The sequence below is a fragment of the Clostridium algidicarnis genome (genome assembly GCF_000703125.1).
GTDB lineage: Bacteria > Bacillota > Clostridia > Clostridiales > Clostridiaceae > Clostridium_L > Clostridium_L algidicarnis.
Window position 1 is genome coordinate 808239 of sequence record NZ_JNLN01000001.1, and the last position, 16842, is coordinate 825080.

The following is a 16842-nucleotide window of genomic DNA, read 5'->3' on the forward strand; positions in this document are numbered from 1 at the left end:
AACATAAACCCTTTATTTATCTGCAATAAACCCATTGAATTTATTCATAGATTCATATAAGTTTTCTTTTACTATTAATTCTATAGCTTCTGTTGAAGCTTTTATTGTATTATCTATTAATATTTTATCTTCTTTAGAAAATTTACCTAATACATGAGAAATAAGGTCTCCTTTAGGACACCCAACACCAATCTTTATTCTAGGGAATTCATCTGTACCTAAGTTAGATATAATGCTCTTTATCCCATTGTGACCTCCTGCGCTACCTTTGGTTCTTATTCTCATTCTTCCTATTTCTATACTTATATCATCATATACAATTATAATATCATTACTATCAATCTTATAAAAGTTCACTATTTCTCTAACACTCTCTCCACTAAGATTCATATATGTGCTAGGTTTTAACAATATGCATTTTTCACCTTGTATAAAACCTTCTCCGTATACTCCTTTAAATTTTATCCTGTTTAATGAAATATTATACTTTACAGATAAATTATCTATAAAGTTAAAACCAACATTGTGTCTTGTATCTTCGTATTCCTTACCTGGATTGCCTAGTCCTACTATCAAATGCATTAATATTTCCTCCATTTGTCTTTATATGATTACATATATATTTTCAGATTTTAATTCTGCTTTAATATATTATACAACAAAAGTTATTATATAATATATTAAAACAGAAATAATAAAGAGACTTTAAAGTCCCTTTATTATTTGAAAAGGTTATAAAACCATCTATTGTTTTTCTGTAAGTATTATGCTAAGTTCTAACACACTTCCTTCTCTCCAAATCTTACAGTTTATAGTATCCCCTATTTTATGTTCATCTACTATGATTTGTATATCTTCCATCCTTTTAATTTCTTTATTATCTAATCCTACAATTATATCTGTAGGCCCAACACCTGCATTAAAAAGAGTTTCTCCTTGTGTAACTTCTCTTACATAAACTCCCTCTATACCTTGAGTATTGGATGAATTATTTCTAACTATAGTTTGACCTATAAAACCTAAATGTGGTTTTTTAACTCTGCCATAATTAGTCAAAGACTCTACTATATTTTTAACCTCATTTGAAGGTATTGAAATCCCTATACCCTCTGAAGCGTATTTAGCGGTAAGTTTCAAGCTATTTATTCCTACAATTTCACCTATGGAATTACATAATGCTCCTCCAGTATTATAGCTATTTATACTGGCATCTGTTTTTACTATTTTATAAAGTCTTTTTTCCCCGGTATTAGGATCTAAAAAATCAATCTTTTTATTAATCACACTTACAATACCCATAGTTACAGTGTCTGCCATATCTTCACCTAAAGGATTGCCTACAGCAATAGCTAAATCTCCTACTCTCACCTTTTCAGAATCACCAAATCGAGCATAAGGAAGATTCTCTAAATCTACTTTTATCACAGCCAAATCTGAAGCCTTATCTTTACCTATTATCTTAGCTTCAATTGGTTTCGATCCATAGCTTGATAGCTTAACATATACAATTTCTGTGTCCTCTAATAAAAAAGAATTAGTAACAATATATCCATCCTTATCGATTATTATGCCTGACCCCATATTTGAGGTTATATCATTTTGAAGAAAACTTTCAGGATTACTACTAACCCCTACTATAATACCACTTAAACCTTCTACAACCTTATTTATATCATTTTTAGGTACCAACTCTTTTATTTTATCATCCTTTGGTATCTGTTGCTTATTAGAATAAATAACTGAACTATTATTCCTATTATCAACCATGTTATTATATTTCTTTTCAATTATATAGGAGGCAGTTATAGCTCCAGAAATAGCCGCAACAGATACCACTAAAACACCTTTACAAAGACTTTCTAACCTTTTTCTTCTTTTGTTTTGTCTTATATTTATCTCGCCATGTTGATTGCAGCTTTCCTCTAATAGGTGTTCATTTTTTAGCTTTAAATCGCGATTTAAAATTGCGCCTTTATTCAGCTTTTTTTTCTTGTCCATAAAGCACCTCCTATACCCTTAAGTAATTATACTTAAATCTTTTAAATTAAGTATGAACAAAATATTATGTTTCAATTATATTTTTATGTTTACTTTAATTTTACTATACCCTAGTTAGTGTGAAAATAAATGTTACTCCTTGATCCTTTGCTTTATTTTCTACCCATATGTCTTCTCCTAGTTGTGATAATATATTTCTAGCTATGGGCAAGCCTAATCCTGTACTGATTTTAGATGTCCTTGCCTTGTCAGATTTATAAAATCTATCCCATATCCTTCTTAACTCATTTTCCTCAATATTAGGTCCATCATTAAATACAGATACAAGAAGCTTATCTCCTTTTATCTTAGTCGATAATTTTATGTTACCGCCATCAGGTACATATTTTATAGAATTATCTATAAGATTAGTTAAAACTTGAATAAGTCTATCTCTATCTCCTTCAACATACAAATGTTCATCCTGCAATAACACATCAACTTTTAATTTCTTATCATTGATTTTAGGTTCAAATTTTATAATGCATAATTTTATAATTTCATTTATATCAATTTCTGTTACTCGTAAAGAAAACTTTCCTGATTCCATAGCTGCTAAATCTAAAAGGTCATTTACAAGTCTCGTTAGTCTTTGAACCTCATCATATGCTATTTGAAGATAATGATTTTCTTTGTCTTTAGGTATCACACCATCTAGTATTCCTCCAATAAACCCCTTTATAGATGTTATTGGGGATCTAAGTTCATGTGAAACGTTGGACATAAAGTCCCTCCTATTTTTCTCTACCTTTTCTAGCGAATCTGCCATAGTATTAAAGGATTCTGCAAGCTCTCCAATTTCATCATTAGAATCTATAATAACGCGCTTTTCTACCTCGCCTTTAGAAATCTTTCTCGCTACAGAATTTATTTTAGATAAAGGTTTTATTATTATCTTTTGAGAAAAATAATATATTATTATACTAGTTGTAATCACAGAAAATATAGCACCTAACCATATTATTGAATAAACCTTTTTTATAGGAGCCTTTATTTGTTCTATTGGGGTATACATTAATATTACGCCTCTAAAACTATCTCCAGAAAATATAGGTTTCATATAAATATAAGAGGGTTTATCTACTATATTTTCATAGGTACCTTTTTTTTCTATAGTTTTCCCAAATCTTAATTCATCCATTTCCTTTAAATCTAAACTATTTGCTACTATATCTTTATATTTAACATTAGAAACCGCGTAAACATAACCCAAACTATCGGCTATCAATATATCTGAGTTTAGTAAGTCCCCTATAAAGCTCATCTCGTTTTCTAGTTTAGTTACTGATAGAGTACTTTTATCTCCTAAACTATTTACTGCAGATGTTGCAATTCTGTCTCCTTGCATATCTAATTGATTTTTTCTTTGCTCAAAATAATAGTTTTCAAACCAAAATGAAAGGATTGTAGCAACTAGGATAAACATAATTGCTACAATAAAGGTAAATGCTGCTATCATTTTGGACACAAGGCTATTTTTAATCATTTATTTCACCTCAAATTTATATCCAACACCCCAAACAGTTTCTAGTTGCCAATTAGGCCCGCCATGAAGCTTTTCTCTTAATCTTTTTATATGAACATCAACGGTTCTTGAATCTCCAGGATAATCATATCCCCAAACCTCGCAAAGGAGCTGCTCCCTTGTAAATACCCTGTTCTTATTATTTGCAAGATAATGTAACAATTCAAATTCTTTAGGTGGCATTTTTATATCTTCATCTTTATATACTACAGTATAAGAATTAATATCTATTACTAATTCAGGAAATGTTAATGTCTCTCTACTTCCATTATCTGAATTATATCTCCTCATTACTGCTTTAACCCTTGCTATAAGTTCTTTAGGTTCAAATGGTTTTACAATATAATCATCTGCTCCTAGTTCAAGCCCTAATACCTTATCGAAGGTATCCCCCTTAGCTGTAAGCATTATTACAGGGGTTTCATTTTCTTTTCTTATCCACTTTAAAACGTCTATTCCATCCATATGTGGAATCATTATATCTAAAAGTACAATATCAGGCTTATAATTTAAAAATGCCTCCTGTGCACTTTTCCCATCATGAGACAACCTTGTATCATATCCTGAGTTTTGTAGATACATCTTTATAACTTCACATATATTCTCATCATCATCTACTATAAGGACCTTTCCTATAGTTCCTTCCATATTTCAAACCCCCTCAATATAATTTAGCATAATTATAACTATATATTAATCTATCACAAAATACTATTTAAATACTACTTTACACAAAAAAGTTACAAATAATTTACTAGTAAATAAAAATAGAGCATAATAACCTTTTTAAAAAGGTTATTATGCTCTATTTTATATGTTATTAATCTTCCTCAAATAATATACTAAGAGGAACATCATCATAAATTCTTCTTATAGCTTCTGCAAAAATTGGTGCTACAGAAAGAGATGTAATTTTTTCAGAGTTTTCACCCACTGGAACATGAATAGTATTAAGAATAACTAGCTCTTTTATTGCTGAATTATTTATTCGCTCAAATGCTGGTCCTGAAAGAACTCCATGAGTACAGCAAGCATATACTTCTTTTGCACCTAAATCTTTTAATGCATTTGCTGCATTTACAATGGTACCTGCAGTATCTATCATATCATCTACTAAAATAGCAGTTTTTCCTCTAACATCACCTATTATATTCATAATTTCAGACACATTTGCCTTAGGTCTTCTCTTATCAATTATAGCCATAGGTGCTTGTAGCCTATCTGCAAACTTTCTAGTTCTTGTAACGCTACCTAAGTCTGGAGACACTAATACTACATCCTCATCTTCCCTAAATCCTTTATCTTCAAAATACTTTGAAAGTATAGGTACTCCTAAAAGATGATCAAGTGGAATATCGAAATACCCTTGTATTTGTGAAGCATGTAAGTCCATAGTAAGTACTCTATCTGCACCAGCCGCTGTTATTAAATCAGCTACTAATTTTGCTGTTATTGGATCTCTAGACTTTGCTTTTCTATCTTGCCTTGCATACCCATAATAAGGAATAACAGCAGTTATTCTTCCTGCCGATGCTCTTTTAAATGCATCTACCATTATTAGAAGTTCCATTAAATTGTTATTTACGGGTGAATTTGTAGATTGAACTACAAAGACATCTACACCTCTTACAGTTTCATTAATATCTACAGATATTTCTCCATCACTAAATGTACCTACTTTTGCATCTCCTAATGGTATTCCTAATATATCTGAAATATCTTTTGCAAGTTTTGGATTTGCATTTCCACTAAATATCTTAATCGTTTTTCCGTGGGTTATCATTTTGAATCCTCCTTAGGTTTTCTTTATTTTTTCATACCTTTTTTATCTACCCAGCCCTCAATGTTTTTTTGTCTAGCTCTCGCTATAGCAAGGCTTCCTTCTGTAACATGATCTGTTATAGTTGATCCTGCTGCTATATATGTATTGTCATCTACCTCTACTGGGGATACTAGATTACTATTGCATCCAATAAAAGCATTATTGCCTATTTTAGTCTTGTACTTTCCTTTTCCATCATAATTTACAACTACTGTTCCGCAGCCAAAATTACAACTTTCGCCAACTTCTGCATCACCTATATAAGTTAAATGTGACACTTTAGTGTTGTCGCCTATGGTAGATTTTTTAATCTCAACAAAATCTCCAATCCTTGCATGTCTTCCTATTGTAGTTTCAGGTCTTATATATGCAAAGGGTCCTACTGTAGTATTTTCGCCAACAATGCTTTCTAGTATTACTGAATTGTCTACAGACACTCCACTTTCTATAGTGCTATCTTTAATTCTACAATTTGAATGAATTATACAGTTTTCTTTTATAACGGTTTTACCTTCTATTGTATTATTTGGATAGATTATAGTATCCCTTCCTATTTGTACATCCGAACCTATATAGGTGTTTTCTGGATTTATAAATGTAACTCCATTTTCTAAATGCTTTTTATTTATCCTATTTCTTAATATCTTTTCAACTTCAGCAAGATCAACCCTTGAGTTAACTCCCATAGTTTCTTCATAGTCCACAACCATAGCACCTACTGTTTTACCATCATCTTTAAGAATTTCTATAATGTCTGTCAGATAGTATTCTCCCTGAGCGTTATTATTTGTAAGTTTATCTAAGCTTTTTACAAGGCTTTCTATATCGAAACAATAAATTCCTGCATTTATTTCTTTAGTATTAAGCTGTTCTTTATTACAATCTTTATGTTCTACGATTTTGTCCACAAGCCCGTCTTTTCTAATTATCCTTCCGTAACCGGTTGGTTCTTCTAAAATTGAGGTTGCTACAGTGCACTGATACCCATTATGTTCATGTGTATCTATAAGCCTTCTAACTGTATCTTCTCTCATAAGTGGAACATCACCATTAAATATAGCAACTATTCCTTTTTTATGTTTTAAGAATTCTTTAGCACACATTATTGCATGACCTGTTCCTAATTGCTCATTTTGAAAAGAATAAGTAACATCTATAAATTTTGTACTTTCTTTTACCTCATCTGATCCATTTCCTACAACAATATTTATATCGTTTAAATCAGATGCTCTCATAGTATCAATTACATGATTTACCATCTCTTTACCACATACTTTATGTAAAACCTTAGGTAAGTCAGATTTCATCCTTTTCCCTTTACCAGCCGCTAATATTATAGCACATTTATACATTTTATCACCTCTTTATGTTATATAAGAGCAATTTAGAGTATTCTATTATAAAAAAAAAGCATCTTAATAAAAAGTTCATCCTTTTCATTATATTTTATAAAAACATTATTTTCAACACCGAAATGATTTATTGTATTTATAAGAAAATTCAAAAAAATAAAAAGGAGAAATCTCCTTTTTACTTTTTATTCAACTTCAGTATCAACTTCCGATTCTTTAACCTCATGTTTAGGCTCTCTTGGCTCTTCACTTTTTACCTTTTCATATTCACTTAAGATTGATTGTTGTATCTTTTCTCTAGTTTGTGTATTTATTGGATGAGCTATGTCCTTAAACTCTCCATCAGGAGTCTTCCTACTTGGCATTGCTATGAAAAGTCCATTTTGTCCTTCTATCACTTTTATATCATGAACTACAAATTCATTGTCAAAAGTTATAGAAACAATTGCTTTCATTTTGCCCTCTGCTGCGATTTTTCTAATCCTAACGTCTGTAATTTCCATTAAACCCCACCTCCAAAGATGCTTTATAATCTATATATTTCTATATATATTTTCTTTTTCCTTCTTTTTTACGAGAAAGTTTTATAAATCTTTTGAAAATTTGCTATTTAATAAAATTAGAGGGCTTTAATAATACACTTTCATCCTCATCTATACCTAAAAACTCTATAATAGAGAAGTACTCTTTTATTACTTTCTTGTCTGATTGTATGTTGTCAATTAAAACCCCTATTCCAAGAAGTTCACTTTCAAATTCTTTTAAAAGATCCATTATTCCCTTTGCAGTTCCCCCACCCTTCATAAAATCATCTATAAAAATACACTTACTCCCTTTTTTTAAAGACTTTTTAGAAAGCGACATGTTTTGTATCCTTCCACTAGATCCTGACACATAATTAATACTAACTGTGGGACCCTCTGTAACCTTTGTATCTCGTCTAACAATTATAAGCTCTACTCCAAGGTTCTTTGAAACCTCGTAGGCTAAAGGTATTCCCTTGGTCTCCACTGTAACCACATGATCTATTTGCTGTCCTTCAAAAAGTGAAGACAATATAGTAGCGGCCTTAGATACTATTTTAGGATTAAACATTATATCATTGATATATATAAAGTTTCCTGGCACTATTCTCTCCTTTGAATTAAGGTTTTTACATAAATCTTGAACAAATTTATTAGTGTCTTCTTTAGATATCTTAGGTATATACTTTATACCTCCTGATGCCCCAGATATGCTTTCTACTCTACCTAGGTCAAGTCTTTCAATGGTTTCCCTTATTATAACTATATCTTCACTTATAGAAGATTTAGCTGCATTTAAAGGTTCTAAAAAATTATTAAGGCTTATCACCCTACTTGGATTGTTTAAAAGTATTTGTGTTATAGCAACTATTCTATTATTTCTATTAAATCGATCCATTATATCACCTATCATTTCACATATTACGAACTATATTTTAAAAAAATATCTTATTATTCATATTCTATTCTATTACAAGTTTAATTTCAATTATTATTGAACTAATAATTGAATTAATCGTATAATGTAGATATATTAAATAAATTCCGTTCTATATTTTGCATAACCTATACTGTTTTATAAATTAAGTAATATTTGCTAATATAAATATCCATCTATGGTAAAATAAGATTATATATACTTAGATATATTGCTGAATAAATATTTATACAGAAGGGAAAGAAGATAATGAACGCTCACAAAATAATATCTATTCTTCCAATTAACCTTGAACCTGGAATGATAATTGCAAAAAGCTTATATATAAAAAATCTTAAGCTATTGTCAGAAGGCACAAAGCTTACTGAAAATACTATAGATAAGATTAAATATCTTTTTCCTACTAACCCCATAAATATATATAAAAATATAGACAATTATGAGTTAGAAATAATAAACTCAAAAGGTTCTAAAGAATATTTAGAAGTAGAAAGTGACTTTTCAAGATTCTCTGATAGCGCAGAGGTTATATTTAATCAGGTTATGTCTAATTCTAAAATACAAGTTGACTCTATAAGAAATCTTTCTGAAGATATTCATTGTCAAATGAAAAATACAGGTATAATAATAAAAAATATAATTAGCGAAAGAACTACTGATGGTTATCTTTTTCGTCATTCAGTAAATGTGGCTACCTTAAATGGAATGCTTGGAAAATGGCTGAATTTTTCTTCAAGAGAAATAATGCTCTTAACTTATACCGGAATATTACATGATATAGGTAAGTCAAAAATGCCTTCAAATATAATTAATAAAGCTGGCCCACTTACCACTAAAGAATTTAATATAATGAAAACTCATCCTATAAAAGGATATGATATAGTAAAATCCATTCCTTATATAGACCCAGGTATTGAAATCGGAGTACTTATGCATCATGAAAGGATAGACGGTAGCGGCTATCCTCTAGGTTTAACTGGCGACAAAGTAAATATATATGCTAAAATAACTTCAATTAGCGATATATTTGATGCTATAACGTCAAATAGACCTTATAAACAGAAACAAAACCCTTTGAAAGCTTTAGAAATAATAAAAGAAGATTCCTTTGGGAAATTAGATCCTGAGTTTTCTACAACTTTTGTAGAAAATATGATACATTATTACGAAGGAGAACTCATAAAATTAAACACGGGTAAAATAGCCAAAATATTAAAAATTAATAATAACTATATTTCAAAACCCATTGTTTACTTTGATGAAAGTTTTTTAGATCTAAGTAAGCAAAATAATGTTTTTATTACAGATTTATTATAGCTTTGATATATAATTAGTTAAATTTATTTATACTAAAAGGAGTGAAATATATTGTCTTTTGATTTTCTAAATGATAAAAATAAAAAAATCCACTTTATAGGTATTGGTGGTATAAGTATGAGTGGCCTTGCTGCGATAATGCTTAAAAATGGCTTTAGTGTTTCCGGATCAGATATGAAAGATTCAGATGTTTTAGATAAACTAAGAAAACAAGGTGCAACGATTTACATAGGTCATAACGATAAAAACATTAAAGATGTAGACTTAGTAGTTTATACTGCAGCTGTACCGAGTAATAATCCAGAATTAAAATATGCTATAAAAAATCATATTAATTTAATGGATAGGGCCGAGTTCTTGGGCAAAATCATGAAAGGTCATATGTATAATGTAGCAGTTGCAGGTACTCATGGTAAAACTACTTGTACATCAATGTTATCTCATATAGTTCTTTCTGCTAATCTAGATCCTACAATATTAGTGGGAGCAAATTTAGATATAATAGATGGTAACTTTAGAACCGGAAATAGTGAATATTTTATTACAGAATCTTGCGAATATAAAAGATCCTTTCTTAAGTTCTTTCCTTATATAGGATTAATATTAAATATAGACGCAGACCACCTAGATTATTACAAGGACATTGATGATATCGAATCTGCCTTTACAGAATTTGGAATGCTAATACCAAAGAATGGTTACCTAATATGTAATGCTGAGGATCAAAGGGTTCTTAATATAATGAGCAAGGTTAACTGCAATATATTAACCTTTGGGATTGATTGTGGAGATGTACAAGGTCGGAATATAAGATTCGATGATCAAGGTAAGAGTAAACTTGACCTATACTATAAAGGCAAAAATTTATTTTCCTTAAGCTTAAACGTTCCTGGGAATCATAATATTTTAAATGCTTTAGCTGCTGTAGCTACTGCTATTGCCTTAGATATTGATAATGAGTATATAATATCTGGATTAGAAGGCTTTAAAGGTGCTCATAAAAGATTTGAGATAAAAGGTATAAAGAATGAAATAACTGTTATAGATGATTATGCCCATCACCCTACAGAAATAAAAGCTGCACTGTCAGCTGCCAAAAACTTTAAACATAATAAGATATATTGTGTCTTTCAGCCTCATACCTATAGCAGAACTTTATCTTTGTTAAAAGAATTTTCTCTTTGCTTTAATGACGCTGACGAAATACTTTTACTTGATATTTATGCCGCTAGAGAAATAGATGATGGAACTGTGAATTCAAATATGTTAGGTGATAAAATAAGAGATAATGGTTTAAAGTGCCTAAATTTCCATAACTTTGAGGATACTTTAGAGTATCTAAATTCTAAAGTAAAAAAAGGAGATCTCATATTAACTGTAGGTGCTGGAGATGTAGTTAAAGTTGGAGAAATGTTTTTAGATGTTGTTTAGCTTAATTTATAGCTATTATAATTAGATCTTTCAAAAACAAAAAAATAATTTTACTTTATAATATGTTTCCTGGTTTAAAAATATTATTATAGATAATACTAGATTTAAGGATTAATTTTTATATTACTTTTTTATGAAATCTTAATCCTATTTTAGTAGGTATAATGTACTATTTTAAATTAAAAAAGGAGATGTTTTATATGATGAACTTTTTAGTATCTTCAGTTGCAAATTTGATAATTATATTAATAAGCTTTTTTATATTTAAAGTTATCATAAGTGGTCCTACGAGGCATAGAATATATGAAAAATTTATGTCTTCCTTTGCAAAATTTATAATATATATCTTTTTAGCATCTACTGTTATAACCTCACTAACTGCTCTAGTTTTATATAAGACTAGATATATTGCATATATAAACGTAGTAGCTCCTGCACTAGTTTCACCTATAATCGGATTCGTAGCTTCCACAGTACCAACAAGAGGAGCAGGTGATAAAAAACAGGCATAACTCATTATTAAGCATTTTAAACTTTGCATAAATATCCTTATTTATGTGTTTTAGATATTTGCATTAATTATGATTTTAGTGTAAAATTGGATTATTGATAAAAAAATTTAAATCAACTATGATAAGAAGAGTAAATTTAGGAAGGTTGCCTTAGCGAGTCGGCAAGAGTGAAAGGTCGATGCAAGCCCTATATTGAAGAACATCTTTGAGTTTCTAACCAAAATCATTTAATGTGAAAGTAGGCTTAGACGGAATCAATCCGTTATAATTGAGCAGCATTTATTGTGCTGTTAAAGAGATCAACATATTCATATATATGTTGACAAACTTGGGTGGCACCACGAAATATAGCCTTTCGTCCCTTTATCGGATGAGAGGTTTTTTTTATATTTAATTTTAATAATTAGAAAGGTAGGATTGTAAAATGAAAACTTTAGAAATCAAAGAACTATATAGGAATGGCGAAAAATATTATAATCAAAATATTAAAGTAAATGGTTGGATCAGAACATCTAGATCTTCTAATGCTTTTGGATTCATGGAACTTAACGATGGAACATTCTTTAAAAATATTCAAGTAGTTCTAGAAGGAGATAGCTTAGATAACTTTAAAGAAATAACTAAACTTCCTATAAGTTCTTCTGTTTATGTAGAAGGAGTTCTTGTGCCTACTCCTGACTCAAAGCAACCCTTTGAACTTAAGGCACAAAAGGTAGTTGTAGAGGGTGTGTCATCTTCAGAATATCCGCTACAAAAGAAAAGACATAGTCTTGAATACCTACGAACTATCGCTCACTTAAGACCAAGAAGCAACACATTCTCCGCAGTGTTTAGAGTTCGTTCTATGGCTGCATTTGCTATCCATACATTCTTTCAAGAAAAAGGCTTTGTGTATACTCATACGCCAATCATAACAGGTAGTGATGCTGAAGGCGCTGGTGAAATGTTTAGATTATCTACACTAGACATGTCAAATCCTCCAAGAACTGAGGATGGTAAAATAGATTTTAAAGAAGACTTTTTCGGAAAGGAAACAAACCTTACTGTAAGTGGTCAACTTGAAGGTGAAGCCTATGCTTTAGCTTTTCAAAAGATCTATACTTTTGGTCCAACTTTTAGGGCGGAAAATTCAAATACAGCTAGACATGCTTCTGAATTTTGGATGATAGAGCCTGAAATAGCCTTTGCTGATCTTAATGATGATATGCAGCTTGCAGAAGATATGTTAAAGTACGTTATAAACTATATATTAAAGAACGCTCCAGAAGAAATGGAGTTTTTTAATAGCTTTATAGATAAAGGTCTTATAGAAAGATTAACTAATATAGTAAACTCAGACTTTGGGCGAGTAACCTACACTGAAGCTATTGAGCTTTTAGAAAAATCAAACAAAAAGTTTGACTACCCTGTTAAATGGGGAATAGACCTTCAAACAGAACATGAAAGATATATAACTGAAGAAATATTTAAAAAGCCTGTTTTTGTAACAGATTATCCAAAAGAAATAAAAGCTTTTTATATGAGACTTAGCGATGATGAAAAAACCGTAGCCGCTATGGACTGCTTAGTCCCTGGGGTAGGTGAAATAATTGGTGGAAGCCAAAGAGAAGAACGAATTGATACCCTTGAAAGAAGGATTGAAGAACTTGGACTAAATAAAGAAGACTACTGGTGGTACCTAGAACTTAGAAAGTTTGGAACTACTAAGCATGCTGGGTTTGGGTTAGGGTTTGAAAGACTTATAATGTACATCACAGGAATATCTAATATTAGAGACGTAATACCTTTCCCAAGAACACCAAATAATGCTGATTTTTAAAGTCTATTAGTGGTTAAAAAAGAAGTTTATAAGAAAATTATCTTATAAACTTCTTTTTATTTTATTATTTAACTTTATCTAGCTTTTCTAAAACTAAAGTTTCAATATCCTTTATCTTCTTATCTGCTTTTTCTAAATTTTCATCTATAGTATAAATATAAAGCTTTATTTTAGGCTCTGTTCCAGATGGTCTTACCGCATACCAACTCTTATCATCAAAAATAAACTTAAGTACATCTGACTTTGGTATTCCGGCACTTTCTTTTTCTCCTGTGGCTATATTAAGTGTAGTTCCTTCATTAAAATCTGTATACTTTTCAAGTTTTGCACCATTAAATTCTTTTATGAAGTTATCTCTGTACTGAACCATCATTCTTTCAATTCTAGCTTTTCCTTCAACACCTTCAAGAACTAATGATATCTGCTTTTCTCTATAATATCCATATTCACTATAAACTTCGTTAAGTACCTGTATCAACGTTTTACCTTGAGATTTATAGTAGGCTGCCGCCTCACATAATAACATAGAAGCACTTACTCCATCTTTATCTCTAACCTTTGTACCAGTTACATAACCTATGCTCTCTTCGTATCCAAATATAAATTCAGCTTCCCCTGTCTTTTCAAATTCAGGAATCTTTCCACATATATTTTTGAACCCTGTTAATGCTTCATAAGTTTTAACTCCATAATCCATTGCTATTCTTTTACCTAAATCCCCAGTTACTATAGACTTAACTATAGCACCATTTTTAGGTAACTTATTTTTAGCTTTAAGGCCTTCAAGTATATACTTTATTAATATTGCTCCAGTTTGATTACCTGTAAATGGTACATACTCTCCATTATTATCCCTAACTTCTATAGCAAGTCTATCACAATCAGGATCTGTAGCAATTAAAAGCTCTGCACCTTCTTTTTTCCCTAATGCTTCTGCATATTTAAACGCCTTTGTATCTTCAGGGTTAGGATATCCTACTGTAGTAAAGTCTGGATCAGGACATTCTTGCTCAGGTACCACAATTATATTAGTAAATCCTCTTTCATTAAGAACTCTTCTAACTGGTATATTTCCTGTTCCATTTAATGGTGTATATACTATCTTTATAGACTTATCTACATCATCTCTTATACTTAAGCTTTTAACCATAGATATATACATATCATCCATTTCTTTTCCTAAGTAATTAAGTAATCCTTTATTTAAAGCCTCATCTTCTGTTATAGTCTTTACCATATTAAAACTCTTAATTTGTTCAATGTTTTCAACTATGGAATCAGCCATTTCACTTAAAATTTGTGCTCCATCTTCAAAATAGACCTTATATCCATTATATTCTCTAGGATTATGACTAGCAGTCACCACAATCCCTGCTGCTGTACCTAAGGTTCTAACTGCAAATGAAAGCTCTGGTGTAGGTCTTAAGCTCTCAAATAAAAAGGCTTTTATTCCATTTGCAGCTAATACTAAGGATGCTGTCTTTGCAAATTCTGAAGAAAAGTGTCTACAATCATAAGCTATAGCAACTCCTCTTTTAACATAATCTTGCCCTCTTGATTTAATATAATCAGCAAGACCTTGGGTAACCTTAGATATATTATAAACATTCATCCTGTTAGTACCAGCGCCAAGCTTACCTCTTAATCCAGCTGTTCCAAACTCTAGATCTTTGTAAAATCTATCCTCTATTTCAACTTCATTGCCCTTTAAGTCTCTAAGCTCTTTTTTTGTATCCTCATCAATGTACTGATCTCCAATCCAACTGTCATATCTATCTTTGTAATTCATATAAAGTTTCCCCTTCCTTTTACTTCATATTATTTACACTTTTCTTTTGCTAAATAATATAAAGTTCTAACTCCTGCCCCTGTTCCGCCTTTAGATAAGTATCCATTATCTTTTTCACTCCATGCTGTTCCAGCTATATCTAAATGTAACCATGGTTTATTTTGTACAAATTCACCTATAAATAATCCTGCTGTTATTGTACCGGCATTTCTTCCACCAATATTTTTATAATCTGCTATATCTGATTTAATAAGCTTTTTATATTCATCAAAAGATGGAAGTTCCCAAACCTTTTCTCCCGAGAGCTCTGAAGCTCTTTCAAGCTCTTTGTAAAAGTCTTTATTATTTGTAACCACTCCTGTTGTAGTATCACCTAAAGCAACTAATACAGCTCCAGTAAGTGTAGCCAAATCTATAACCTTACTTACATTTTCTTTTTCTATTATATAATGAACTGCGTCTATTAATGTTAAACGTCCTTCTGCATCTGTATTTAATACTTCTATAGTTTTACCTGCCATAGAAGATATTATATCTCCTGGCTTGTAAGCCTTTCCAGAAATCATATTTTCGCAAGAAGCAATAACTGCAACAACATTAGTCTTTAATTTGATCTTAGATATAGATGCCATAGCTCCTATAACAGCTGCCGCACCACCCATATCGCTTTTCATTATAACCATTCCATCTGTTGGCTTTATTGAATATCCACCTGAATCATAAGTAAGCCCTTTACCTACAAGCCCTAGGATATCTTCTTTGTTTTCTTCATCACCCATGTATCTCATAACTATGAGCTTTGGAGATCTTGATGAACCTTTAGCTACCTCGAGAAATGAATGCATTCCTAATTCTTCTATCTTATCTTTACCATAAACATCTACTTCAAATCCATACTCTTCTCCAATCTTTTCAGCTCTTTTAGCTAATTCTTTAGGATAAAGTATGTTAGCTGGTTCATTTACTAAGTTTCTTGCCTCAATAACTGATGATGTTAAAATCTTGATTTCATGTAATGCTTCTTGTGCCTTGTTTATATCTTCATCGTTAATAGCTTTTATAAATATGCTTTTTACTGAAGATTCTTTTTTATCACTTATATACTTATCAAACTTATAATCCCCAAGAACCATTCCTTCATACATAGCCTTTATTCTTCTTTTTATACATATCTTTTCTGAATTGAACATTTTCACAGCTATCATGCTAAGTTTAAGTTCTTTTGCCTTTTTTAAAGCCTTAGAATAGGCTATCCTTATTCCTTCTGAAGTTAGTTCTTCTTTTTTCCCAAGTCCTAATAATAAAGTATATTGAAGTTTATCTTCAGTCTCTTCTACTATACAAAATATTTCTCCACATTCACCTTTAAACTTGTCTGAGCCCTTTAACTTCTGAACCTTAGATTTTACACAATCACAAATATCTTCTCCATTATCCCCATAAAAAAGTGGATAAATTAATCCCTCATAATCAACAGAATTCAAATCTTTAATAAAAAAATCCATTGTAATCACCCTCCAATCCATTCTTTATATACAGTATAATTCAATTTAGATTCAATTCCAATAAAGAAAATCATTATTATTTATTTTATTGGAATTAATTATTTATTTTAGGCATATAATTAAATATCTATATTTTTTTAATTAATACCCTATGATCAAGTGATTCTTAGACACAGGTGGAGTTTGCTTATAAGGAATACATCTCTCCATCTGGGTCTTAGAAGAACTTATCCAGGGGCGTAGTAGCCGTCATCCCCCACCTTGAAGAGGAT

Annotated in this window: 14 protein-coding genes and 1 other annotated feature; of the genes, 4 read left to right on the forward strand and 10 right to left on the reverse strand. The window is 30.6% G+C overall.

Annotated elements, in window-relative coordinates; all coding sequences use genetic code 11:
- Nucleotides 1-12: 12 nt before the first annotated feature.
- From pth to purR, 8 genes are all read right to left on the reverse strand, one after another.
- The gene (pth, locus tag BV55_RS0104080) at nt 13-582 is read right to left on the reverse strand and encodes an aminoacyl-tRNA hydrolase (RefSeq protein ID WP_029451499.1); all 570 of its coding nucleotides are present in this window, start codon (nt 580-582) and stop codon (nt 13-15) included.
- Between the two features lie 162 nt (nt 583-744).
- A complete protein-coding gene (locus tag BV55_RS0104085) occupies nt 745-1998 on the reverse strand; it encodes a S1C family serine protease (protein WP_051652388.1) in 1254 nt (417 codons plus the stop codon).
- Nucleotides 1999-2101: 103 nt separating this feature from the next.
- Entirely contained in the window at nt 2102-3520 is a 1419-nt protein-coding gene (locus BV55_RS0104090) for a sensor histidine kinase (RefSeq protein WP_029451502.1), read from the reverse strand.
- 3 nt (nt 3521-3523) lie between these two features.
- Complete coding sequence (locus BV55_RS0104095; RefSeq protein ID WP_029451503.1) at nt 3524-4210, reverse strand: response regulator transcription factor; 687 nt, start codon at nt 4208-4210, stop codon at nt 3524-3526.
- A 172-nt stretch (nt 4211-4382) separates the two neighbouring features.
- Nucleotides 4383-5345: a ribose-phosphate diphosphokinase gene (locus tag BV55_RS0104100; protein ID WP_029451504.1), complete on the reverse strand. Its 963-nt coding sequence runs from the start codon at nt 5343-5345 to the stop codon at nt 4383-4385.
- Between the two features lie 23 nt (nt 5346-5368).
- Nucleotides 5369-6736 carry a bifunctional UDP-N-acetylglucosamine diphosphorylase/glucosamine-1-phosphate N-acetyltransferase GlmU gene (glmU, locus tag BV55_RS0104105; RefSeq protein ID WP_029451505.1) on the reverse strand — a complete coding sequence of 456 codons (1368 nt, stop codon included), beginning with the start codon at nt 6734-6736 and terminating at the stop codon, nt 5369-5371.
- Between the two features lie 185 nt (nt 6737-6921).
- Nucleotides 6922-7239 (reverse strand): septation regulator SpoVG, encoded by a 318-nt coding sequence (gene spoVG, locus BV55_RS0104110; protein ID WP_029451506.1) that lies wholly within the window; start codon nt 7237-7239, stop codon nt 6922-6924.
- A gap of 103 nt (nt 7240-7342) precedes the next feature.
- Nucleotides 7343-8158, reverse strand: coding sequence for a pur operon repressor (gene purR / locus BV55_RS0104115; RefSeq protein ID WP_029451507.1), 816 nt, complete (start codon nt 8156-8158; stop codon nt 7343-7345).
- 288 nt (nt 8159-8446) lie between these two features.
- Here purR and BV55_RS0104120 point away from each other — a divergent pair, with 288 nt between their 5' ends.
- From BV55_RS0104120 to asnS, 4 genes are all read left to right on the forward strand, one after another.
- Nucleotides 8447-9514 (forward strand): HD-GYP domain-containing protein, encoded by a 1068-nt coding sequence (locus tag BV55_RS0104120; protein ID WP_029451509.1) that lies wholly within the window; start codon nt 8447-8449, stop codon nt 9512-9514.
- Between the two features lie 51 nt (nt 9515-9565).
- Nucleotides 9566-10945 carry a UDP-N-acetylmuramate--L-alanine ligase gene (gene murC / locus BV55_RS0104125; RefSeq protein ID WP_029451510.1) on the forward strand — a complete coding sequence of 460 codons (1380 nt, stop codon included), beginning with the start codon at nt 9566-9568 and terminating at the stop codon, nt 10943-10945.
- Between the two features lie 200 nt (nt 10946-11145).
- Nucleotides 11146-11457, forward strand: a complete 312-nt coding sequence (locus BV55_RS15795; protein ID WP_029451511.1) for a hypothetical protein — start codon at nt 11146-11148, stop codon at nt 11455-11457.
- A gap of 109 nt (nt 11458-11566) precedes the next feature.
- Nucleotides 11567-11823 (forward strand) — a binding site (T-box leader).
- 58 nt (nt 11824-11881) lie between these two features.
- A complete protein-coding gene (gene asnS / locus BV55_RS0104135) occupies nt 11882-13276 on the forward strand; it encodes an asparagine--tRNA ligase (RefSeq protein ID WP_029451512.1) in 1395 nt (464 codons plus the stop codon).
- A 64-nt stretch (nt 13277-13340) separates the two neighbouring features.
- Here the strand turns inward: asnS and BV55_RS0104140 are convergent, their stop codons facing one another.
- Nucleotides 13341-15065, reverse strand: coding sequence for a phospho-sugar mutase (locus tag BV55_RS0104140; RefSeq protein WP_029451514.1), 1725 nt, complete (start codon nt 15063-15065; stop codon nt 13341-13343).
- Nucleotides 15066-15094: 29 nt separating this feature from the next.
- Nucleotides 15095-16570 (reverse strand): leucyl aminopeptidase, encoded by a 1476-nt coding sequence (locus BV55_RS0104145; protein WP_029451515.1) that lies wholly within the window; start codon nt 16568-16570, stop codon nt 15095-15097.
- Nucleotides 16571-16842: the final 272 nt, after the last annotated feature.